Here is a 20,689-nt window from a genome sequence, read left to right as displayed (position 1 = left end):
CGGCGGCTGAGCCCGAGGTGCGGGGCGGGTGATCAGCCGTTGGCCTTCTCGTACGCCTCGCGAATCATCGCGGGGACACGACCGCGGTCGTTGACGTCGTAGCCGTTCTCCTTGGCCCAGGCGCGGATCGCCGCGGTGTCCTGGCTGCCGCCGGAGGAGGTACGCGCCTTGCCGCGACCGCCCGAGGCGCGGCCCCCGGTGCGACGACCACCCTTCACGTACGGGTCGAGAAGCCCACGGAGCTTGTCCGCATTGGAGGTGGTGAGGTCGATCTCGTACGTCTTGCCGTCCAGCGCGAACGTCACGGTCTCGTCTGCCTCGCCACCGTCGAGGTCGTCGACAAGAAGGACCTGAACCTTCTGTGCCACCGGATTTCCTTTCATCGATAACCTGAGGGCCGGAGGTCCGTCGGCGTCCGCCGTATCGCCAACCCTTGTTATATGCAGTACTGCAGTACGTCGGAAAGCAAACCGCTTTTGCCGGAAAAACACAAACCCCCGACGGAGACCGGTAGCCCGCTCCCGGGCCGGAAAGATACGCGTTTCGGACATAGGGAACCCGAGCCAACCCGCGCACGGCCTGTCGGTGGAATAAACCTGGCGAAGTGCTGCGGATGGCATCGATGCCCGGTGATCACAGATGCAGAAGCATCCGACTGTTGCCCAAGGTGTTCGGTTTCACTCGTTCGAGACCGAGGAACTCCGCGACACCCTCGTCATAGGAACGCAGCAGCTCCGCGTAGACATCGGTGTCGACGGGAGTCTCCCCGATCTCCACGAACCCGTGCTTGGCGAAGAAGTCCACTTCGAAGGTGAGGCAGAAAACGCGCCGAACACCGAGCCAACGAGCCGTGTCCAGCAACTTCTCCAGCAACCGGTGCCCGACGCCGACGCCCTTCAGGCCGGGCTTGACGGCGAGAGTCCGCACTTCCGCGAGGTCTTCCCACATCACGTGCAGGGCGCCGCAGCCGACCACCTCGGCGTTGTCGTCCCGTTCCGCGACCCAGAACTCCTGGATGCTCTCGTAAAGCGTCACCATCGCTTTGTCGAGCAGGATGCGGTCACGGACGTACGCGTCGAGGAGCCGGCGCACGTCCGGGACATCGCTGGTGCGGGCCCGTCGGACGCTGATGGCTTTTGACATGTGGGGACGCTATCGCTCGCCCACGTCCGGTACGGAGCCGGGGTTGGGTGCGGGGGTTTCCGGTCCCCGCACGATGCGGATGGCGTCTCCGAGAGCCTGGCGCTGTTCCTCGCTCATCATGCCGAAGAAGGCGATGAGGGCGGCCGTGGGGTTGTCGCTCTGCGACCACGCGTCGTTCATCAGCGCGGCGGCGTAGGCGGCGCGGGTGGAGACCGCCTCATATCGATAGGCCCGGCCTTCCGACTCTCGTCGCACCCAGCCCTTCTGATGGAGATTGTCCAAAACGGTCATCACCGTGGTGTACGCGATGGACCGTTCCTGCTGCAGGTCTTCCAGGACTTCTCGAACGGTCACGGGGCGGTTCCACTTCCACACCCTCGTCATGACCGCGTCTTCGAGTTCTCCCAATGGGCGAGGCACACCTCGACGATAGTGGGAGAACCCGGCGATGGCGTGGCGGACGTGCGGTTTAGCCGTCAAACGAGCACAAAAAGGGCGTACGGCCCACCGTGGAGCGGGGGCCGTACGCCGGTGTCCGACGTGGGGGGAGGGAGCCGGAGGTCAGGCCTCGGAGCGGGCGGACGGCTGGCGGGCGCCCTCCGCTCGCGCGAGGGCGGCGTCCACGGCCGCGTCCTCCTTGGCCTTGTTGGCGCCGCCCTGGGTCTTCACGATCACCCTGATCACGCCGATGAAGAACACGGCCATCACGGCCGGGGGCAGGAGCGCGGAGACGTAGTCCATGACCCCAGGGTAGCCAGGCCGGGTCAGCCGGCTGCGAGGTGGTGCCGGGAGGCGGGGGCGGGAGGGGCCGGCTTGCGGCGGGGGAAGACCTCGCCCGGGGTGGGGACGGGGCGTTTCGGCGTGGCGGGAGCGGGGCGGGGGGCCGGCTTCTGTGCGGGCTTCTTCTCGGGCTGCTGGCCGCCGGGGAGGGCGTGGAGGCGGGTGCGCGCGGCGGGGAGGACGACGGTGGTCGCGGGGGTGGTCGCGGGGGTCGCCGTGCCTGCCCTGGGGCGTGGGGGTCTGCAGCGGTCGAGGAGAGCGGCCGCGGTGGCGTTGCCGCGCAGGGCTCCCAGGGCGGCGAGGTCGTCCGCGTTCGGGCGGTGACCGGCGCCCAGCGCCTCGTCCAGGAGCGTGAGGTAACCGGTGGCGGTGCCGGGGAGGGCGGCGCGGTACCGGGCGAGGTCGGCCACCAGGAAGGCGCGCAGCCGGGCGCTCTCCCGCATCGCCTCGTCGAGCGACTCTGCGAGGCGGAGGCAGTCCTGGGCCTCCTCCGCCGTGACGGGGCTGGGGTTCAGGGCGAGGGCGAGGGCGCGCCGGAGCACACGCAGCTCCTGGGCACCGAACGCCATACCGCCGCGGGATCCGTAGGGCGTGGGCATGCGGCGACGATACGCGCTAATCAGACAAACTCGGCATAGGGGATGGGTGTGGCGTGGGGGGCCACTCGGATGCGGGGGCCTCCGGCGGTGGTGCGGGTGCCTGCGGCGGGCTTGTGGGGGGTCGGTGCGGGTGCGGGTGCCTGCGGCGGCCTCGGCAGGGTCGGTGGGGTGCGTGCGGTGGGGGGCCGGGGCCGCGCCGGGGGTGCGGGCCCTCGCCCCCCGGCTCGCCCCTGCTCGTCGGCTCGTTCCTTCTCGGCCTACGGGGCCACCGGCGCGCAGTCGGTGGTCGCTGGGCGCCGGTGGTCTCCCGTCGGGCTTGGTGCGGTGGGGGTCACATGCGGGAGACGTTTCGTTCGTAGACCAGGCGGAGGCCCATCAGGGTCAGCCACGGCTCGTGTTCGTCGATGACCGAGGACTCGCCCAGGACCATCGGCGCGAGCCCGCCCGTCGCGATGACCGTGACGTCGTCGGGGTCGGTGGCCAGTTCGCGGGCCATGCGGTTCACGACGCCGTCGACCTGGCCGGCGAAGCCGTAGACGATGCCGGACTGCATGGCCTCGACCGTGTTCTTGCCGATCACGCTGCGGGGGCGGGCCACCTCGATCTTGCGGAGCTGGGCGCCCTTGACGCCGAGTGCCTCCACCGAGATCTCGATGCCGGGGGCGATGACGCCGCCGACGTACTCGCCCCGCGCGCTGACGGCGTCGAAGGTCGTCGCCGTGCCGAAGTCGACGACGATCGCCGGGCCGCCGTAGAGCTCGACGGCCGCGACCGCGTTGATGATGCGGTCGGCGCCGACCTCCTTGGGGTGGTCGGTGAGGATCGGGACGCCCGTCTTGACGCCCGGTTCGACGAGGACGGCGGGGACGTCGCCGTAGTAGCGGCGGGTGACCTCGCGGAGTTCGTGCAGGACCGAGGGGACCGTCGCGCAGATGGCGATGCCGTCGATGCCGTCGCCCAGTTCGTCGCCGAGGAGCGGGTGCATGCCCATCAGGCCCTGGAGGAGGACGGCCAGTTCGTCGGCCGTGCGGCGCGAGTCCGTCGAGATGCGCCAGTGCTCGACGATGTCCTCGCCGTCGAAGAGGCCGAGGACGGTGTGGGTGTTGCCTACGTCGATCGTCAGCAGCATGGCTCTACTCCGCCGCTCGCAGGTCCAGGCCGATGTCCAGGATCGGGGAGCTGTGGGTGAGGGCGCCCACGGCCAGGTAGTCGACTCCCGTGGCCGCGTACGCCTTGGCGTTGGCGAGGGTGAGGCGGCCCGAGGCCTCCAGGGCGGCGCGGCCGGCGACCAGGGCGACGGCCTCCTCGCACTCGTCCGGGGTGAAGTTGTCCAGGAGGATCAGGTCGGCGCCCGCGTCCACGACCTCGCGGAGCTGGTGCAGGGTGTCGACCTCGACCTCGATGGGGAGGTCGGGGAAACGCTCGCGGACCGCCTGGAAGGCCTGTGCGACGCCGCCCGCGGCCACCACGTGGTTGTCCTTGACCAGGGCCGCGTCCGAGAGGGACATGCGGTGGTTGACGCCGCCGCCGCAGCGGACCGCGAACTTCTCGAGGCTGCGCAGGCCCGGGGTGGTCTTGCGGGTGTCCCGGACCCTGGCCTTGGTGCCCTCCAGGACGTCCGCCCACGCGCGCGTGGCCGTCGCGATGCCCGACAGGCGGCACAGGAGGTTCAGCGCGCTGCGTTCGGCGGTGAGGATGTCGCGGGTGCGGGTGGTGACCGAGAGGAGCTTCTGGCCGGCTTCGACGCGGTCGCCGTCCTCCAGGTGGCGCTCCACCTCGAACTCGTCCGTGCAGACCACCGAGAGGACCGCCTCGGCGACCCGGAGGCCCGCCACGACGCCGGCCTCCCGCGCGGTGAAGTCGGCGGTGGCCACGGCTTCCTCGGGGATGGTCGCGACCGTCGTCACGTCGACGCCGCCGGCCAGGTCCTCCTGGACGGCGATGTTCGCCACGTCCTCGACCTCCACCGGGTCGAGACCCGAGTCGAGGAGGAGTGCCGCGAGTGCGGGATCGAGGCCGCACTCCATGAAGGTCTCTTCGTCGGTGTCCGCGCCGCAGGCGCAGCCGTCGCCGCAGCCTCCGCCGGAGGCGAGGGGAAGGTCGGGGGTGTTCACTGCTGTCACTGCTCCTGGGGACGCTGCGGGCACTGGGGGCTGTGGGTGGTCGGGGGGAAGTCTGCGGTCTCCGTGGTGTGCACGGCGAGGGTCCGGTCCGGGTTCAGGCGTACGACGATGTGGCGGCGCCAGGTCGTGTCGTCGCGGTCCGCGTGGTCCTCGCGCCAGTGGCAGCCGCGGGTCTCCTCGCGTCGACGCGCGGCGGCCACCAGGACGCGGGCCACGCACAGGAGGTTGGTGGCCTCCCAGGTGTCGACGCCCGGCTCGGACGTCTTGCCGTTCTCGTACAGGGCTTCGCGGGCCTCGGTGTGGAGGTCGTGCAGCTGGTCGGCCGCGCGCGCGAGGGAGTCGGCCGAGCGCAGAACGCCCGCGCCCGCGGTCATGATCCGCTGGACGGTGAGGCGGGCCTCGGGCGGGAGGAGGGGGTGCGCGGGGTGGGCCGGCTGCGGGAGCGGCGCGGGCACGGGCGCGTGGAGGGCGTCGGCCGTGTGGCTCGCCGCGATGTCGGCGGCGATGCGTTCGGCGTAGACCAGGCCCTCCAGGAGGGAGTTGGAGGCCAGGCGGTTGGCGCCGTGCACGCCGGTGCAGGCGACCTCGCCGCAGGCGTACAGGCCGGGGACGGTCGTGCGGCCGTGGGCGTCGGTGCGGACGCCGCCGGAGGCGTAGTGGGCGGCGGGGGCGACCGGGACGGGCTCGGTGACCGGGTCGATGCCGTGGGCGCGGCAGGCGGCGAGGATCGTCGGGAAACGGCGCTCCCACATCGCCGCCCCGAAGTGGCGGGCGTCCAGGTACATGTGCTCGGTGCCCCGCTCCTGCATGCGGCGCGTGATGCCCTTGGCGACGATGTCGCGGGGAGCGAGTTCGGCCAGCTCGTGCTGTCCCACCATGAAGCGCACGCCGTCCGCGTCCACCAGGTGGGCGCCCTCGCCCCGTACCGCCTCCGACACCAGGGGCTGCTGGCCCTCGGCGCCCGGGCCGAGGAAGAGGACCGTGGGGTGGAACTGGACGAACTCGAGGTCGCTCACCTCGGCGCCCGCGCGCAGGGCGAGCGCGACGCCGTCGCCCGTGGAGACGGACGGGTTCGTCGTCGCCGAGAAGACCTGGCCCATGCCGCCGGTGGCGAGGACCACCGCCGGGGCGTGGACCGCCCCGACGCCGTCGTGCTGGCCCTCGCCCATGACGTGCAGGGTGACGCCGGCGGTGCGGCCGTCGGCGTCCGTGAGGAGGTCCAGGACGAGGGCGTTCTCGATCGTGCGCATCCCTCGCGCGCGTACCGCCTCGACCAGGGCACGGGAGATCTCCGCGCCCGTGGCGTCGCCGCCGGCGTGGGCGATGCGGCGGCGGTGGTGGCCGCCCTCCCGGGTGAGGGCCAGGCCGCCCTCGGTGGACTCGTCGAAGTGCGCGCCGGTGGCGATGAGGCGGCGTACGGCGTCCGGGCCCTCGGTGACCAGGGTGCGGACCGCCTGCTCGTCGCAGAGGCCCGCGCCGGCCACCAGGGTGTCGTCCAGGTGCTGCTCGGGGGTGTCGCCCTCGCCGAGGGCCGCGGCGATACCGCCCTGCGCCCAGCGCGTGGAACCGTCGTCGAGGCGGGCCTTGGTGACGACGACCGTCCGCAGGCCCGCGGCCTCGCAGCGCAGGGCCGCGGTGAGTCCGGCGACGCCGGAGCCGACGACCACCACGTCCGCGGCGATGGCCCAGCCGGGCGCGGGGGCGTGCAGTCGTATGCCTGTGCTGGTCACGAGGCGGCTCCGAACGTGAGGGGGACGTTGTCGATCAGCCGGGTCGCGCCGACCCGGGCGGCGACCGCGAGGACGGCCTCGCCCGTGTGGTCGTCGCCGATCTCCGTGAAGTCGGAGGGGTCGACCAGGGCGAGGTAGTCCAGCTCCAGCGGCGGGTCGAGACGGGCGGCGTCGTCCAGCACCAGGCGGGCGGCGGCGCGGACGGCCGTGGCACTCGCCGGGGCCGAGGTGGCGACGGCGTGCGCGTCGGCCGCCGCGCGGGACTCGCCCAGGGCGCTGAGCGCCTCGGCGCGCGCCTGCGTGGCGGGTACCTCACGGGCCCGCGCGCGCAGCGCCTCCTGGGCGGCGTGCCGGTCCAGGCCGGCGAACAGGGCCTGGGAGAGGGCGAGGGCCGTGCGCCGGTCCTGGGGCGTGAGGTAGCGGTTGCGGCTCGACAGGGCCAGGCCGTCCTCCTCGCGCACGGTGGGGACGCCGACGATGTCCACGCCGAAGTTCAGGTCGCGGACCATCCGGCGGATCAGGGCCAGCTGCTGGGCGTCCTTCTGACCGTAGAGGGCGAGGTCCGGGCGGGTGAGGTGGAGCAGCTTGGCGACGACGGTGAGCATGCCGTCGAAGTGGCCGGGGCGGGAGGCACCCTCCAGGCGCTCGCCCATGGGGCCCGCCGTGACGCGCACCTGGGGCTCGCCGCCCGGGTAGACCTCGTCGACGGAGGGGGCGAAGACGACGTCCGCGCCCGCCTGTCCGGCGATCTCCAGGTCGGCTTCCAGGGTGCGCGGGTACCGGTCGAGGTCCTCGCCCGCGCCGAACTGGAGCGGGTTGACGAAGACCGTGACGACGACCTCGCCGTCGCGGCCCGCGAGGTCGCGTGCCGCGCGGACCAGGGTGGCGTGGCCCTCGTGCAGGGCGCCCATGGTCATCACGACGGCCCGGCGGCCGTGCCGCACGCGCGCGTGGAGCTCGTCGGCGGTGCGCAGCAGGACGGGCGGGGTGGTGGTCATCGGGCGTCTCCCTCGGGGCCGGTGCCGTCCGTTCCGTCCGGTCCGTCTGTTCCTTCCGGCCCGTCGCGGTCGTCGGTGTTCGCTGTGTCCTGGGTGCCTGCCGGTCCTTCAGGGCTCGCCGTGTCACCGGTGCGGGCCGTGCCCGTGGGGCCGGGGGCGCCTTCGGTGCTCATGGGGGTGCCTGCAGCGCCGGTTCCGTCGGCGAGTACCCCGAGCAGGTCCTCGGCGAGTTCGGCCTTCAGCAGGCCGTGGTCCAGGGCCCGGTCGGCGGTCGCGCGGGCCATCGCCACGTAGCCCGCCACGGCCTGCGGGGCGTGGGCGCGCAGCTCCGCGATGTGCGCGGCGACCGTACCCGCGTCCCCGCGCGCGACGGGGCCGGTGAGGGCCGCGTCCCCGGAGCGCAGGGCGTTGTCCAGAGCGGCGCCCAGCAGCGGGCCGAGCATCCGGTCGGGAGCCTCGACACCGGCCGTGCGCAGCAGCTCCATGGACTGGGCGACCAGGGTGACCAGGTGGTTGGCTCCGAGTGCGAGGGCGGCGTGGTACAGCGGGCGCTTCTCCTCCGCGATCCACTCCGGCTCGCCGCCCATCTCGATCACCAGGGCCTCGGCGGCCAGTCGCAGCTCCTCGGGAGCGGTGACGCCGAACGAGCAGCCGGCCAGGCGTTGGACGTCCACGGGCGTGCCGGTGAAGGTCATCGCGGGGTGCAGGGCCAGCGGCAGGGCGCCGGCGCGCAGCGCGGGGTCGAGGATCCTGGCGCCGAACCGCCCGGAGGTGTGCACGAGCAGCTGACCCGGCCGCACCGCCCCCGTCTCGGCGAGCCCGGTCACCAGGTCCGGCAGGGCGTCGTCAGGGACCGTCAGCAGGACCAGCTCGGCTCGCTGGAGGACCTCCGCCGGCGGCACGAGCGGCACGTCGGGGAGGAGAGCGGCGGCACGCCGTCTGGACGCGTCGGAGACCCCGGAGACGGCCACCGGCCGGTGCCCGGCGAGCTGGAGGGACGCGGCCAGCGCGGGACCCACGCGTCCGGCGCCGACGACGCCTACCGTGAGCCGCGCGGGGCGGTCCTTGGGGTCTGGCTGTGGGGTTGTGTTCACGCGACGGCGGCCTTCCCGTTCCAGTCCGCTCGGGGTACCGGACGATTTCTCGTCATGTTAACGCGATTGGTTCGGGGCGCGTCCGGTTGTCCACAGGCTGTGGGTTTCCGTGCGGCGGCGGGGCACACCTCCCCGCGCGCGTGATCGGGCGTGGCGAAAGCTGTGGGAAAACCGGTGTGTCCCCGTCGGCGTCCGCGCGGCATGATCCCGGCATGAGCGATGCGGCGGAGCAGACGGAGCAGGACGGGCTCGCGGGGCGGGCGGGGCGGCCGGCCCGGGTGCCGGACTCGGCCGGGGCGGAGGCGGCACACGCGCACGGCCCGTGTCTGCGGGAGCGGCGCGTGGCCGCCCATCGCGGTGCCCGGCGCGTGCTCGCCGCACCGGGTTTCGGTACGACCCTGCGCGAGCGGCTAGCGCTGCTGGAGGGGGCAGCCGAGCTGTACGACCTCGACGAGGCCTCCGACATGTACGGCGACGGCATCGTGGAGGCCCTGGAGGAGAAGACCGCCGCCCTGCTCGGCACCGAGGCCGCCGCGTTCTTCCCGACCGGCACCATGGCCCAGCAGGTGGCGCTGCGCTGCTGGGCGGGGCGCACCGGCGACCCGGTGGTCGCCCTGCACGGGCTCAGCCACCCCGAGGTGCACGAGCGCAACGCCTTCAGCCTGGTCAGTGGGCTGCGCCCGGTACGGCTGACCAGTGAGCCGCGGATGCCGACGGCCGAGGAGGTGCGCGGTTTCGAGGAACCCTTCGGGGCGCTGATGCTGGAGCTGCCCCTCAGGGAGGCCGGTTTCGTGCTGCCCACCTGGGAGGAGCTCACCGAGGTCGTCGACGCCGCGCGGGAGCGCGACGCGGTGGTCCACTTCGACGGTGCCCGGCTGTGGGAGTCCACCGTGCACTTCGGCCGGTCCGCGGCCGAGATCGCGGCTCTCGCGGACAGCGTGTACGTCTCGTTCTACAAGTCCCTCAAGGGTTACGGCGGCGCCGCCCTCGCCGGCCCCCGGGCCCTCGTCGAGGAGGCCAGGGCATGGCGGCACCGGTACGGCGGCGCGGTCTTCCAGCAGTTCCCCACGGTGCTGTCGGCGCTGGCCGGCCTGGAGCGCGAGCTGCCCCGGCTGCCGGAGTACGTGGCCCACGCGCGCGTGGTGGCCGCCGCGCTGCGGGAGGGCTTCGCGGCGGCCGGGCTGCCGTGGGCGCGGGTGCACCCCGAGGTACCGCACACCCACGAGTTCCAGGTCTGGATGCCGTACGAGGCCGAGGTCGTCGGCGAGGCCGCGGTCCGGCAGGGCGAGGAGACCGGCACCCTGCTCTTCTCGCGGGGCTGGCGGACCCCCGGCCCGGGGCTCGCCGTCACCGAGGTCGGGGTGGAGGCGGAGGGCCTCCGGTGGACGGCCGACGACGTGAAGGCCGCGGTGGCCGACTTCGCGGCCAGGCTGACCGGCTGACCCGCGGAGCGGCTCACCGGCGCCGACCCGCTGACGGCTCAGGACCACCGGCCGACCGGGCCCGACCGGCTCCACCGGGCCCGACCGGCTCCGACCGGCCTACTGACCGCCGCGGGTCGACCGCACCGGGCGGCCGGCGAGGACCGCGCGGAAGCGGCGGCGGTCGCGCCAGGCGCGCACGACCCGCCGGTCATGGGTGCCGGGCGCCGGCGGGGCGGGTGCGCCCAGCTGCCGGGCGCGATGAAGGTCGAGGAGGTACTGCTGCGTGACGCTCATGCGGTTCTCCTTCTCCGGGGGACGTGGGGGGAGGCCGGGCTGCCGCGGGCCGCCCCGGTGGGTCCAGCCTGCGCCGCCACGGGCGCGGCGGTCGCGTCGATTGACCGCGACGGTCAATCGACGGCGGTGTTGTCAGTGGCGGGGTGCACCATGAGGACATGAGCGTGCGCATCGACATCGCGGGGCTGCGGCCGGAGAGGGTCGCCGTCGTGCCCTCCCCGCTGGCCGAGCTGGGCATGGCGCTGCACGCCCTGTCCGAGCCGGGGCACCACCCGGGCCTGCAGGGCTGGGCGACGGGCGTGACCGCAGGGCTCGACTCCCCTCTGGCCGACCGGATGTGCGAGGCCGACTTCCTGTGGCGAACGACGTTCTCGGACCTCTTCATGCCGTTCGCGGGCGTCCCGGGCCGCAGCACCCTGCCCGGCGCCACCCTCGCCGAGGACCTGGACCTGCTGGACAAGCTGTCCGACGAGCAGTTCGTGGACGCGGCGCTGGAGTTCACCTGTGCCCTGCCCTACAGCACCCGTGGGGTCTCTGCCCTCACGGACGCCGGGGTGCGCCGGCGGGCGCTGGACCTGGCCGCCGCGCGGGGGCCGCAGCAGCTGCGCTTCAGTGAGCGGCTGCTGGCCGATCCGCCCCGCATCCGGGGCTGGCTGCGGCAGTTCGCCCAGGACTGCGACGAGGCGTTCTTCGCGGAGGCCTGGTCCCGGTTGCGCCACCAGCTGGCGACCGACGCCCGGCACAAGACGGAGATCCTGCGGCGCAAGGGCCTGGCCGAGGCGCTGGCCGCCGTGTCCCCGGCGGTGGAGCTGGACGAGTCCGCGGGGCGGATCACGGTCGACAAGCTGGGGGACGGTGTCACGGCCACCGGGGACGGCGGCCTGCTGCTGGTGCCCACCAGCCTCGGCTGGCCCCACCTGTCCGTCCTGCACCGCTACGACTGGCAGCCGGCGCTGCACTACCCCGTCGGCTCCCCGGAGCTGGCCTCCCCGCCGTCGGTGGAGCAGCTCACCCTGCGGATGACCGCGCTGTCGCACCCGGTCCGGATGCGGATCTGCCGCTATCTGGCGCGCAGTTCGTACACCACGAGCGAGCTGGCGCAGGTGCACGGCATGACGGCCCCGGAGATATCCCGGCACCTGGCGGTGCTGAAGAAGGCGGGCCTGATCACGACCCGCCGCCGCGGGCGGTACGTCCTGCACCAGCTGGACGTGACGGTGGTGGCCCGGCTGGGCAGCGACTTCCTGGAGGGCATCCTCCGCTGACCCGCGGCCGAGGCCGCCCGCCGTCAGCCCTGCCCGCCTCCGGCCCGTACCAGCCCTGTCTCGTAGGCGAGGACGACGATCTGCACCCGGTCGCGCAGGCCGAGCTTGGTCAGGATGCGGCCTACGTGCGTCTTCACGGTCGCCTCGGACAGCACGAGCCGGGCCGCGATCTCGCCGTTGGACAGGCCCTGGGCGACCAGCACCATGACCTCCCGCTCGCGTCCGGTGAGCCGTTGCAGTTCCTTGTGCCGGGGCTCCTGCCCGGTGGTCGGCAGCATCGGGGCGAACCGGTCCAGCAGCCGGCGGGTGGTCGAGGGGGCGACCACCGCGTCGCCGCTGTGCACGGAGCGGATCGCGGCGAGCAGTTCGCCGGGCGGCACGTCCTTCAGCATGAAACCGGAGGCGCCGGCCTTCAGCGCCGAGAAGGCGTACTCGTCGAGGTCGAAGGTGGTCAGGATCAGCACCTTCGGCGCGTCCGGGTCCACACAGATCCGGTTGGTGGTCTCGACGCCGTCGAGCTTGGGCATGCGGACGTCCATCAGGACGACGTCCACGGCGGTCGACCGCAGCACCTGGAGAGCCTCGACGCCGTCCCCGGCCTCGGCGACGACCTCCATGTCCGGCTGGGCCGCCAGCACCATCCGGAAACCGGTGCGCAGCAGCACCTGGTCGTCGACGAGCATGACGCGGATCGCCATCGGGGCCTCTTCCGTTCTCCGGCCGTCCGGTTGTGCCGGGTGCGCCGGTCTCTGAGCCGGGTCGCCGGCCGGTTGTGACAGGTGTCAACGCCGTACATGCGTACAGGCAGGGGTGTCAGTGTGCGGGTTTCAGCGGCAGCAGCGCGCTGATGCGGAATCCTCCGCCCTGCCGCGGGCCCGCGTCCAGGGTGCCACCGACCATGCCGACACGTTCCCGCATGCCGATCAGGCCGTGCCCCTGGCCGTCGAAGCCGCCCTCCTCGTACAGCTCGTGGGGGGCGCCCTTGCCGTCGTCCTCGACGAGCAGCCCGAGACCGTCGTCGAAGTAGACCAGCCGCACGCTCGCGCCCGCGTTGGGGCCGCCGTGCTTGCGGGTGTTGGTGAGCGCCTCCTGCACGATGCGGTACGCGGTCAGCTCGACCCCGCTGGGCAGGGTGCGCGGGGTCCCCTCCACCTTGAAGTCCACCGGCAGCCCCGAGCTGCGGCACTGCTCGACGAGGTCCTCGATCTGCTGGACGTCCGGCTGCGGGACGTACTCGCCGGCCTCCTGGTGCTCGCCCGTGCGCAGCACGCCGAGCAGGCGGCGCATCTCCGCGAGGGCCTGGCGACCGGTGGACGAGATGGTCTCCAGGGCCTTCCTCGCCTGGTCGGGCGCCGCGTCCAGGACGTAGGCCGCGCCGTCCGCCTGCACGACCATCACGGAGACGTTGTGCGCGACGACATCGTGCAGCTCGCGCGCGATCCGGGCGCGCTCGGCGGCCACCGCGACCTTGGACTGCGCCTCGCGCTCCTTCTCCAGCCGGGCGGCCCGCTCCTCCAGCTGCGCGAAGTAGGCGCGGCGGGTGCGGAGGGAGTCACCGAGCACCCAGGCCAGGGCGAAGGGCACCGTCTGGAAGACCGTTATGGCGACGTTGTTGCCTATGCTCACGCCCTCCATGGGCCAGCGCAGCTGCGCGACCGGCGCCGCGCACAACCCCATGGCCAGAGCGGCCCTGGAGGCCCAGCGGGCGCCGGTCACGGCCACCGTGTAGACGATCACCAGGAGGGCGAAGTCGGCCGCCATCGTCGACACGTCGAGCGCGACCTGGCCGAGGCCCACCGCGGCGGCCAGCAGCAGCATCTTCTCCGGCACGACCCGGCGCAGCGCGATCACGACGCACAGCAGCAGGACGCACGGGATGATCAGCGCCATGGCGTCCGTCCCCCGGGTCTCCCGCACCGGGTCCACGGACACGACGGAGATCGCGAACAGGACCAGAGCCCAGGAACAGTCGACCCCGGTCGGGTGTCTGCGGAGGAAATCGTAGAGGCGCTGCACGTAAACCAGCGTAGGGAAGCGCGATAGGTGCAGGGGTCAACCGGAGGGCCGATCCGCGCCCCGTGCGCATACTCCGCAAGGTGGAGGCCCCGCTCTCCTGTGCGCCTAGCCTGGGCCTGTGACGCGAGGGACAACAGGGATCAGAGCGCCCTCAGAGGAGCAGGAGCGCTGGCGGGGCTGGAGGGATGCGACGCAGGAGGCCCTCTACGGTCCGGCCGGCTTCTACCGCGTCCGGCCCGAGGGTCCGGCCGGGCACTTCCGCACGTCGGTGCACGCGTCGCCGCTGTTCGCCGGGGCCGTGGCGCGGCTGCTGTGCCGGGTCGACGAGGCGCTCGGGCGGCCCGCGTCGCTGGCCTTCGTGGACCTGGCGGCCGGGCGAGGCGAGCTGGTCACCGGGGTGCTGGCCGCGCTGCCCGGCGACGTGGCCGCCCGCACGCGCGCGTACGCCGTCGAAGTCGCCGGACGCCCCCGGGGACTGGACCACCGGATCGAGTGGCTCGCCGAGCCGCCGGGCGGGGTGACGGGGCTGCTGTTCGCCAACGAGTGGCTGGACAACGTGCCCGTGGAGGTGGCCGAGGTGGACTCCGCCGGTGTGGCGCGGCGGGTGCTCGTGCGGGACGACGGCACCGAACGGCTCGGGGAGCCGGTGAGCGGGGCGGAGGCACGGTGGCTGGCGCGGTGGTGGCCGCTGTCCGGGACGCAGGGGCTGCGGGCCGAGATCGGCCTCCCCCGGGACACCGCCTGGGCGTCCGCGGTGGCGGCGCTCGACGCAGGGCTCGCGGTGGCCGCCGACTACGCCCACACCGCGGCCGCCCGCCCGCCCTTCGGGTCGCTCACCGGTTTCCGGGAGGGACGGGAGACGGCGCCGGTGCCCGACGGGACGTGCGACATCACCGCGCACGTCGCCCTGGACGCGTGCGCGGCGGCAGGCGGTCCGGCGCGGCACGCCGACGGGTGCGGGGCACGGCCCGCCCACAGGCGCGGGACGCGGCGAGCCGATGACGATGCGGCGCCGCACGCCGACAGGTGTGTTCCGGAGTGCACGCCCTCCGGTGCGCTCCTGCGCCCGCAGCGCGAGGCCCTGCGCGCCCTCGGCGTCGCGGGCGAACGCCCTCCGCTCGCGCTGGCCTCCACCGACCCGGCGGCGTACGTACGCGCCCTCTCGCGCGCCTCGCAGGCCGCCGAGCTGACCGCGCCGGGCGGGCTGGGCGACTTCACGTGGCTGCTCCAGCCGGTGGGGGCCGTCGACGCGTCCGCGCTACTTGTCGATGTCGCCGACCACGAAGAAGAGTGACCCGAGGATCGCCACCATGTCCGCGACCAGCGTCCCGGGCAGCAGCTCGGCGAGCGCCTGGATGTTGTTGTACGAGGCCGAGCGCAGCTTCAGCCGGTACGGGGTCTTCTCGCCCTTGCTGACCAGGTAGTAGCCGTTGATGCCGAGCGGGTTCTCGGTCCAGGCGTACGTGTGGCCCTCGGGCGCCTTCAGCACCTTGGGGAGCCGTTGGTTGACCGGCCCGGGCGGCAGCTCGGCCAGGCGGTCCAGGCAGGCGTCGGCGAGGTCGAGGGCGTTGTGCGTCTGCTCCAGGAGGCACTCGAAGCGGGCGAGGCAGTCGCCCTCGGTCCGGGTGACGACCTTCAGGGTGTCCCGGAGTTCGCCGTAGGCGAGGTACGGCTCGTCGCGGCGCAGGTCGAAGTCGACGCCCGAGGCGCGCGCGATCGGCCCGCTGACACCGTAGGCGTGCACGGCCTCGGGGCTGAGGGCGCCGACCCCTCGGGTGCGGCCCCGGAAGATCTCGTTGCCCAGCACCAGGTCGTCGAAGACGTCCATGCGCGAGCGCACCGCGGCGACGGCACCACGCGCGCGGCCGGTCCAGCCGGCCGGCAGGTCCTCCTTGAGGCCACCGACGCGGTTGAACATGTAGTGCATACGCCCGCCGGAGACCTCCTCCATCACGTTCTGGAGGACCTCCCGTTCCCGGAAGGCGTAGAAGACCGGAGTGATACCGCCCAGTTCCAGCGGGTACGACCCGAGGAACATCAGGTGGTTGAGCACGCGGTTGAGTTCCGCGAGCAGCGTCCGCAGCCACACCGCGCGCGGGGGGACCTCCATGCCGAGCATCCGCTCCACGGCGAGGACCACGCCCAGCTCGTTGGAGAACGCCGACAGCCAGTCGTGGCGGTTGGCGAGCACGATGATCTGACGGTAGTCCCGGGCCTCGAACAGCTTCTCCGCGCCGCGGTGCATATAGCCGATCACGGGCTCGGCACTCGTGATGCGCTCGCCGTCCAGCACCAGCTTGAGTCGCAGCACGCCGTGCGTGGACGGGTGCTGCGGCCCGATGTTGAGCACCATGTCGGTGCTCTCCGCGGCGCCGCCGATACCGACCATGGTCTCCGTCTTGGGAGTCATGCGCCCAGTCTCCCCTACGTACGCTGGCTCCATGGAGACGGGGAGCCCTGACGACACGGGCACGGCGGAAGCGACAAGGGCGGCGCCGGACGAGCCGGTGTGGACCGGCCTGCCACCGCGGCTGTTGCGCATGCGGCGGCTGTTGCTGGTGGTGTGGCTGGGGTTGCTCGCGCTCGCCGCGGGCCTCCTGCTCGGGCTGTTCCTGGGCCCCTTCTGGGCGACGTCGGCGGCGCTCCCGTTGGCCGTGGCGGCCTGGGGCTGGGTGATGCTGGAGCGCAACTGGCTTTCCTGGCGCTACGCCGAGCGAGCGGACGACCTGCTGATCAGCCGGGGCGTGCTGTGGCGCGAGGAGACCGTCGTCCCGTACGGGCGGATGCAGCTGGTCGAGGTCACCTCCGGGCCGGTCGAGCGGTACTTCGGCCTGGCCAGCGTGCAGCTGCACACCGCTGCCGCCGCGACCGACGCGACCATCCCCGGCCTCGACCCGGCCGAGGCCGAGCGTCTGCGCGACCGGCTCACCGAGCTGGGCGAAGCACGATCGGCGGGGCTGTGACCACGCACGGGGCGGAGGACGGCCGACCGCGAACGGAAGACCTCGCGCCCGACACCGGGACCGGGACCGGCGCGCCCCATGGCGAAGCCGGGACGGGGACCGGCGCCACCGCGGGCGGTGTCGTCGAGCGGCGGTTGCATCCCGTCACGCCGTTGCGGCGGGCGTGGGCGCCGGTGGCCGTGCTGGTCGGGTGGGCCGTGCACGATCCGGACCAGGCGCAGCGCCAGCTCACCCGGCTGACGACGACGCACCTGCTGATCGGCCTCGCCGTCCTCATCCCGGCCGCCGCCCTGTACGGCTTCCTGACCTGGTGGTTCACCCACTTCGCGGTGACCGACACCGACCTGCGCATCCGTACCGGCCTGCTGTTCCGGCGCACCGCCCACATCCGCCTGGAACGTATCCAGGCCGTCGACGTCACCCAGCCGCTGCTCGCCCGCGTCGCCGGGGTCGCGAAACTGAAACTCGACGTCATAGGCACCGGCAAGAAGGACGAGCTGGCCTTCCTGGGCGCCGACGAGGCGAGCGCGCTGCGGGCCGAGCTGCTCGCCCGTGCGGCCGGCCTCGCCCCGGAGACCGCGCACGAGGTCGGCGAAGCGCCTTCCCGGCAGATGCTGCGGGTGCCGCCGCGGGTGCTCGCCGTCTCGCTGCTGCTGACCGGCGCGACCTGGGGCACGCTGATCGCCGCCGTCCTCGTACCGACGCTGCTGTGGCTGGCCACCCACAACCTGTGGACGGTGCTGGCGACCGCCCTGCCCCTGCTGGGCGCCGCGGGCGCGAGCAGCGCGGGCCGGTTCGTCGGGGAGTACGACTGGACGGTGGCCGAGTCCCCGGACGGCCTGCGCATCGACCGCGGCCTGCTGGACCGCACGCACGAGACCGTGCCGCCCGGCCGGGTGCAGACCGTACGGATCGTGGAGCCGCTGCTGTGGCGGCGCCGGGGGTGGGTGCGGGTGGAACTGGACGTGGCCGGGTCGTCGAACTCGGTGCTGCTGCCGGTCGCCCCGCGGGAGATCGCGGAGTCGGTCGTCGCACGGGTGCTGCCCGGGGTGACCGTGCCGGCGGACGGGGATCTGTCACGGCCGCCGCGCCGCGCCGGGCGATGCCGGCCACTGTGGTGGCGCGGCTACGGGCTCGTCGTCACGGACGCCGTCTTCGCCGCCCGGTACGGGCTGCTGCGCCGCACCCTGGCACTGGTGCCGCACGCCAAGGTGCAGAGCGTGCGCCGCACCCAGGGACCCTGGCAGCGGGCGCTGCGGCTGGCCGGCGTACGGGTGGACACGGGAGCCAACAAGACCGTGACCGCGCGGCTGCGGGACGCGGACGAGGCGGCGGAGCTGCTGCGCGCGCAGGCGGAACGCTCCCGGACCGGGCGGCGGGACGCGCTGCCGGACCGGTGGATGGCCTGAGAGCGGCGGACGCCCCGGCCACCCGCCGCGACGCCCCGCGGACCGGCGTCAGGACACCGCGCTGCGCAGCCCCTGCACGTCGATCTGCTCGGTCTCGTCGTGGGCCGTCAGGTCGATCACCTGGCCCACTCCCCCGGACTCCTCGCCGGCCGGCTTGAAGGCGGCCTCCGACTCGGCCTTGTGCAGGGCGAGGGCCTCCTGGCCGACCACGTCGGCGAGGTCCTCGTTCTGGACGGCCTCCAGGGTGCCGGACGGGGCCCGCCCGTCCTCGGCGTCCTCGGCGTCCTCGGTGTCCTTGGTGCCGAAGAAGTCGAAACCGCCCTCGACCACGGGCCGGCGCACCGGAGCCGTCGGGACGACGGCCACCGCGGTCGGCACCGCGAAGTGACCGGTCGCCTGCCGGGTGGCCTGCCTGGGCTGCGCGGACGGCTCGTCGGGCCGCTCACCGGGCTGCTCGGAACGCTGCTCTTGCTCGTCGGGCCGCTCGGACTGCTCGCCCCGGTCACCGGACTGCTCGGGCCGTTCGTCGGTCTGCTCCCCGGACCGCTCGGGCTCCTGCGCCTGCCCCGGCCGGCCGGGCTCGGGCGTCGGGGAGGCGGCGGCGGTGCGCTCGTGTCCGCCGGCCACGGGCTGCCCCTGTGCCCCGTCCTCCTGAGCGGACTCGGCCGCCGCCGCGCGCTCGCCGCCGCCGTTGCCCCCGCCGTCGCCGTCGTCGCCACCACCGTCCTCGGAGTCGCCGTCGCCGTCGGCGTCGGCGTCGGCGGCGTCCGGTGCGGTGGGCCCGTCCTCGTCCCACCGGGCCAGGGCGGCGTTCGCGCGCAGGAACAGCCGGGAACCCTCGGGGGAGAAGACGGCCGGGGCCTCCTTGGCTGCCTCTTCGCCCTCTCCGGCCGGCGTCCCACCGGCCGGGGCCTCCCGCTCCACCGGTGCCCCACCGGCCGAAGCCTGCGCCCCACCGGCCGCGACCTCCTCCGCCGATGCGGTTCGTGCCGCCGGCAGGGCGCGCGCCGGGGGCACCGCCTCTATCTCCAGCAGCCTGCGGCCCTCCAGCGCGCTGGCCCGCTCGGTCTCCGCCGTGGCGTAGCGCCGCAGCAGGGCGGCGTGTTCGTTGCGCAGCCCCGCCAGCTCCGTGCGCTTGGCGCGCAGCCGGTGCTCCAGCTTCACGCGCAGCTCGCGCGACTCCTCCAGGTCGGACTCCAGTTCGGCGACCCGCTCCTCGTACCGCCACTCGTCGCTCGCCCGCGCGCGCGTGAGGTCGGCGACGCGCCGGCCCGCCTGCGCGTCCCAGTGGCGCATGACGACCGCGCCGGCGACGGCGGTCACCGCGGCGGCCGCGGCCAGTGAGCGCAGGATCAGCGCTTCACTGAACACCCAGGGGCCGAGGGCGCAGACGAGGGAGACGCCTGCGATCGCCGACGGAGGAAGCAGCCTGTGCAGGGGCGGGGAATGGCGGTGACGTCCACGTGGCATGGCCAGAAACTTACCGCGCGTAGGCGAATCTTGGCGCCCCGCCCCGTAAAAACACTTCGCTCTGCGACGTGTTCACAGGACATCGGGAATCCACATGGTCGCCGACAACCGAATTACTCAAGATCATTTCTACTGCGCACCTCATCAGTGCCCCTACGACCGCCCGCCGGGCCGCACATCCGGCTGCCCGTCCGACCGCCCGCCGAGCCGCTCGCCCAGCCACCGCAAGGTCGCCGGAATCTCGCGCCGCCAGGTATTGAAGTTGTGCCCGCCGCTTTCCAGGATGATCGACGAGATCCGCGTGGGACTCTTCTCCTTCACGCGCTCGATGAACTCCAGCGTGTCCTTGTAGTTCGGCTCACCGGACCTGCTGCTGGTGACGAGCAGTGAAGTGTCGGGCGCGGGAAGCTTGTCGAGACACCACCACAGGTCGGCCCGATTCCTCCGGCCCGCGTCACCCTGGAAGAGATCGCCGGTCGTGGGGTCGCTGGGCGCGTCGTAGTACGCGGAGAGGCCGGCTCCGGCCGCGTACACGTCGGGATGGTGCAGGGCGAGTTTCAGGGCGCAGTAGCCACCGGTCGAGTTGCCGACGACGCCCCACCGCCGCGGCCCCTTGTCGACGCGGTAGTGGGCGCCGACGGCCTCGGGAAGGTCCTTCGCGAAGAACGACTCCGTCTGCGGGCCGCCCGGCACGTCCACGCACTCCGTGTCGCGCGGCGGGGCCACGGTGGGCCTCAGCATCACCAGGATCATCGGTTCCATCCGGCCGGCCGCGGCGAGTTGGGAAGCGGTGCGCGGGTAGTGCAGCTTGTCCACCAGCGCCTCGGCCGTCCCCGGGTAGCCGGTCAGGACGACGGCCGCGGGGAACGTACGGGTGCGGTGCCGCGCCTGGAAGTACTCCGGCGGCAGATACACGTACGCGGGCGTCGCGATCCGCGTCGTGCGGCCGACGATCCGTATCTCCTGGACGCGCCCGGCGGTGTCCGGGCGCCCGCCGCCCGCCGCCGTCACCCGCCGGTCGCCGACGACCCGGAGGGGTCCCCCGGACGCGCCGGCCGAGTGGTCGACGACCACCCCCTGCCCGTCCTCCCGGCCGAACAGGTCCGCCCAACTGGCGTAGAACCCGAAGGCCTGGTTGGCGGCCAGCCCGACCGCCGCGAAGACCGCCACCTGGGTGGCGAGCAGCAGGCCCACCCGCCCGAGGACCGCCCGCGGGCTCCGCCGGGCCAGCCGCGGCCACAGCCACACCGTGCCGCCGAACAGGAGCGCGCCGGACGAAGCCGCCAGCGCGAGCAACGTGTTGCTTGTGAGACCCATGCGTTCCTGACCTGCCCGCGCTTTCCGTGCGTCCGCCGAACCCGCCGCCCCCCGTGCCGCTGTT

The 20,689-nt window shown here is 73.5% G+C and carries 21 protein-coding genes; 5 read left to right on the top strand and 16 right to left on the bottom strand.

What is annotated here, in order from left to right; genetic code table 11:
* Positions 1-32: 32 nt before the first annotated feature.
* From ACZ6EG_RS10895 to ACZ6EG_RS10850, 10 genes are all read right to left on the bottom strand, one after another.
* Complete coding sequence (locus tag ACZ6EG_RS10895) at positions 33-368, bottom strand: histone-like nucleoid-structuring protein Lsr2 (RefSeq protein WP_356612621.1); 336 nt, start codon at positions 366-368, stop codon at positions 33-35.
* A 265-nt stretch (positions 369-633) separates the two neighbouring features.
* Positions 634-1,143 carry an amino-acid N-acetyltransferase gene (locus ACZ6EG_RS10890; protein WP_356612623.1) on the bottom strand — a complete coding sequence of 170 codons (510 nt, stop codon included), beginning with the start codon at positions 1,141-1,143 and terminating at the stop codon, positions 634-636.
* Positions 1,144-1,152: 9 nt separating this feature from the next.
* Complete coding sequence (locus ACZ6EG_RS10885) at positions 1,153-1,551, bottom strand: BlaI/MecI/CopY family transcriptional regulator (RefSeq protein WP_383650658.1); 399 nt, start codon at positions 1,549-1,551, stop codon at positions 1,153-1,155.
* Positions 1,552-1,704: 153 nt separating this feature from the next.
* A complete protein-coding gene (locus tag ACZ6EG_RS10880; protein ID WP_356612626.1) occupies positions 1,705-1,884 on the bottom strand; it encodes a hypothetical protein in 180 nt (59 codons plus the stop codon).
* A gap of 23 nt (positions 1,885-1,907) precedes the next feature.
* The gene (locus tag ACZ6EG_RS10875) at positions 1,908-2,522 is read right to left on the bottom strand and encodes a hypothetical protein (protein WP_391972730.1); all 615 of its coding nucleotides are present in this window, start codon (positions 2,520-2,522) and stop codon (positions 1,908-1,910) included.
* 331 nt (positions 2,523-2,853) lie between these two features.
* On the bottom strand, positions 2,854-3,651 hold the full coding sequence (locus ACZ6EG_RS10870; protein WP_053134917.1) for a type III pantothenate kinase: 798 nt from the start codon (positions 3,649-3,651) through the stop codon (positions 2,854-2,856).
* A gap of 4 nt (positions 3,652-3,655) precedes the next feature.
* Entirely contained in the window at positions 3,656-4,636 is a 981-nt protein-coding gene (nadC, locus tag ACZ6EG_RS10865; RefSeq protein WP_356602971.1) for a carboxylating nicotinate-nucleotide diphosphorylase, read from the bottom strand.
* A gap of 5 nt (positions 4,637-4,641) precedes the next feature.
* Complete coding sequence (locus ACZ6EG_RS10860) at positions 4,642-6,375, bottom strand: L-aspartate oxidase (protein WP_391972729.1); 1,734 nt, start codon at positions 6,373-6,375, stop codon at positions 4,642-4,644.
* The gene (gene panC / locus ACZ6EG_RS10855) at positions 6,372-7,373 is read right to left on the bottom strand and encodes a pantoate--beta-alanine ligase (RefSeq protein WP_391972728.1); all 1,002 of its coding nucleotides are present in this window, start codon (positions 7,371-7,373) and stop codon (positions 6,372-6,374) included. The genes ACZ6EG_RS10860 and panC overlap by 4 nt, the downstream gene beginning before the upstream one ends.
* Positions 7,370-8,467 carry a Rossmann-like and DUF2520 domain-containing protein gene (locus ACZ6EG_RS10850; protein ID WP_469603454.1) on the bottom strand — a complete coding sequence of 366 codons (1,098 nt, stop codon included), beginning with the start codon at positions 8,465-8,467 and terminating at the stop codon, positions 7,370-7,372. Before ACZ6EG_RS10850 ends, panC begins: the two co-directional genes overlap by 4 nt.
* 212 nt (positions 8,468-8,679) lie before the next feature.
* On the opposite strand from ACZ6EG_RS10850, the gene ACZ6EG_RS10845 reads away from it, so the two are divergent.
* On the top strand, positions 8,680-9,909 hold the full coding sequence (locus ACZ6EG_RS10845; protein ID WP_469603451.1) for a threonine aldolase family protein: 1,230 nt from the start codon (positions 8,680-8,682) through the stop codon (positions 9,907-9,909).
* Positions 9,910-10,008: 99 nt separating this feature from the next.
* Here ACZ6EG_RS10845 and ACZ6EG_RS10840 read toward each other — a convergent pair whose 3' ends face one another.
* A complete protein-coding gene (locus tag ACZ6EG_RS10840) occupies positions 10,009-10,185 on the bottom strand; it encodes a hypothetical protein (protein WP_391972725.1) in 177 nt (58 codons plus the stop codon).
* A 158-nt stretch (positions 10,186-10,343) separates the two neighbouring features.
* Here ACZ6EG_RS10840 and ACZ6EG_RS10835 point away from each other — a divergent pair, with 158 nt between their 5' ends.
* On the top strand, positions 10,344-11,450 hold the full coding sequence (locus ACZ6EG_RS10835; RefSeq protein ID WP_469603448.1) for a DUF5937 family protein: 1,107 nt from the start codon (positions 10,344-10,346) through the stop codon (positions 11,448-11,450).
* Positions 11,451-11,473: 23 nt separating this feature from the next.
* On the opposite strand, the gene ACZ6EG_RS10830 is transcribed toward ACZ6EG_RS10835, so the two are convergent.
* Positions 11,474-12,148, bottom strand: coding sequence for a response regulator transcription factor (locus ACZ6EG_RS10830; protein ID WP_356602099.1), 675 nt, complete (start codon positions 12,146-12,148; stop codon positions 11,474-11,476).
* 115 nt (positions 12,149-12,263) lie between these two features.
* A complete protein-coding gene (locus ACZ6EG_RS10825) occupies positions 12,264-13,466 on the bottom strand; it encodes a sensor histidine kinase (protein WP_391972723.1) in 1,203 nt (400 codons plus the stop codon).
* A gap of 118 nt (positions 13,467-13,584) precedes the next feature.
* On the opposite strand from ACZ6EG_RS10825, the gene ACZ6EG_RS10820 reads away from it, so the two are divergent.
* On the top strand, positions 13,585-14,760 hold the full coding sequence (locus ACZ6EG_RS10820) for an SAM-dependent methyltransferase (protein WP_469603444.1): 1,176 nt from the start codon (positions 13,585-13,587) through the stop codon (positions 14,758-14,760).
* On the opposite strand, the gene ACZ6EG_RS10815 is transcribed toward ACZ6EG_RS10820, so the two are convergent.
* Complete coding sequence (locus ACZ6EG_RS10815; RefSeq protein WP_391972721.1) at positions 14,725-15,876, bottom strand: NADH-quinone oxidoreductase subunit D; 1,152 nt, start codon at positions 15,874-15,876, stop codon at positions 14,725-14,727. The genes ACZ6EG_RS10820 and ACZ6EG_RS10815 overlap by 36 nt on opposite strands.
* Before the next feature lie 31 nt (positions 15,877-15,907).
* On the opposite strand from ACZ6EG_RS10815, the gene ACZ6EG_RS10810 reads away from it, so the two are divergent.
* Both ACZ6EG_RS10810 and ACZ6EG_RS10805 read left to right on the top strand, forming a co-directional pair.
* A complete protein-coding gene (locus ACZ6EG_RS10810) occupies positions 15,908-16,429 on the top strand; it encodes a PH domain-containing protein (protein ID WP_391972720.1) in 522 nt (173 codons plus the stop codon).
* The gene (locus ACZ6EG_RS10805) at positions 16,426-17,838 is read left to right on the top strand and encodes a PH domain-containing protein (protein ID WP_391972719.1); all 1,413 of its coding nucleotides are present in this window, start codon (positions 16,426-16,428) and stop codon (positions 17,836-17,838) included. Before ACZ6EG_RS10810 ends, ACZ6EG_RS10805 begins: the two co-directional genes overlap by 4 nt.
* 48 nt (positions 17,839-17,886) lie before the next feature.
* Here ACZ6EG_RS10805 and ACZ6EG_RS10800 read toward each other — a convergent pair whose 3' ends face one another.
* Positions 17,887-19,308 (bottom strand): hypothetical protein, encoded by a 1,422-nt coding sequence (locus tag ACZ6EG_RS10800; RefSeq protein WP_469603439.1) that lies wholly within the window; start codon positions 19,306-19,308, stop codon positions 17,887-17,889.
* A 153-nt stretch (positions 19,309-19,461) separates the two neighbouring features.
* Positions 19,462-20,625, bottom strand: a complete 1,164-nt coding sequence (locus tag ACZ6EG_RS10795; RefSeq protein WP_391972717.1) for an alpha/beta hydrolase — start codon at positions 20,623-20,625, stop codon at positions 19,462-19,464.
* Positions 20,626-20,689 lie beyond the last annotated feature (64 nt).

Source organism: Streptomyces sp. NPDC041968, from assembly GCF_055589025.1.
The sequence above is the reverse complement of the archived record's forward strand: the minus strand, read 5'-3'. Positions and strand labels throughout refer to the sequence as shown.

What these genes read in the sequence shown, in the direction of transcription:
- ACZ6EG_RS10890 (WP_356612623.1), bottom strand. Translation starts at nt 1,143, where the DNA reads ATGTCAAAAGCCATCAGCGTCCGACGGGCCCGCACCAGCGATGTCCCG.
- ACZ6EG_RS10880 (WP_356612626.1), bottom strand. Translation starts at nt 1,884, where the DNA reads ATGGACTACGTCTCCGCGCTCCTGCCCCCGGCCGTGATGGCCGTGTTC.
- ACZ6EG_RS10875 (WP_391972730.1), bottom strand. Translation starts at nt 2,522, where the DNA reads ATGCCCACGCCCTACGGATCCCGCGGCGGTATGGCGTTCGGTGCCCAG.
- ACZ6EG_RS10870 (WP_053134917.1), bottom strand. Translation starts at nt 3,651, where the DNA reads ATGCTGCTGACGATCGACGTAGGCAACACCCACACCGTCCTCGGCCTC.
- panC (WP_391972728.1), bottom strand. Translation starts at nt 7,373, where the DNA reads ATGACCACCACCCCGCCCGTCCTGCTGCGCACCGCCGACGAGCTCCAC.
- ACZ6EG_RS10845 (WP_469603451.1), top strand. Translation starts at nt 8,680, where the DNA reads ATGAGCGATGCGGCGGAGCAGACGGAGCAGGACGGGCTCGCGGGGCGG.
- ACZ6EG_RS10840 (WP_391972725.1), bottom strand. Translation starts at nt 10,185, where the DNA reads ATGAGCGTCACGCAGCAGTACCTCCTCGACCTTCATCGCGCCCGGCAG.
- ACZ6EG_RS10835 (WP_469603448.1), top strand. Translation starts at nt 10,344, where the DNA reads ATGAGCGTGCGCATCGACATCGCGGGGCTGCGGCCGGAGAGGGTCGCC.
- ACZ6EG_RS10830 (WP_356602099.1), bottom strand. Translation starts at nt 12,148, where the DNA reads ATGGCGATCCGCGTCATGCTCGTCGACGACCAGGTGCTGCTGCGCACC.
- ACZ6EG_RS10815 (WP_391972721.1), bottom strand. Translation starts at nt 15,876, where the DNA reads ATGACTCCCAAGACGGAGACCATGGTCGGTATCGGCGGCGCCGCGGAG.
- ACZ6EG_RS10810 (WP_391972720.1), top strand. Translation starts at nt 15,908, where the DNA reads ATGGAGACGGGGAGCCCTGACGACACGGGCACGGCGGAAGCGACAAGG.
- ACZ6EG_RS10800 (WP_469603439.1), bottom strand. Translation starts at nt 19,308, where the DNA reads ATGCCACGTGGACGTCACCGCCATTCCCCGCCCCTGCACAGGCTGCTT.
- ACZ6EG_RS10795 (WP_391972717.1), bottom strand. Translation starts at nt 20,625, where the DNA reads ATGGGTCTCACAAGCAACACGTTGCTCGCGCTGGCGGCTTCGTCCGGC.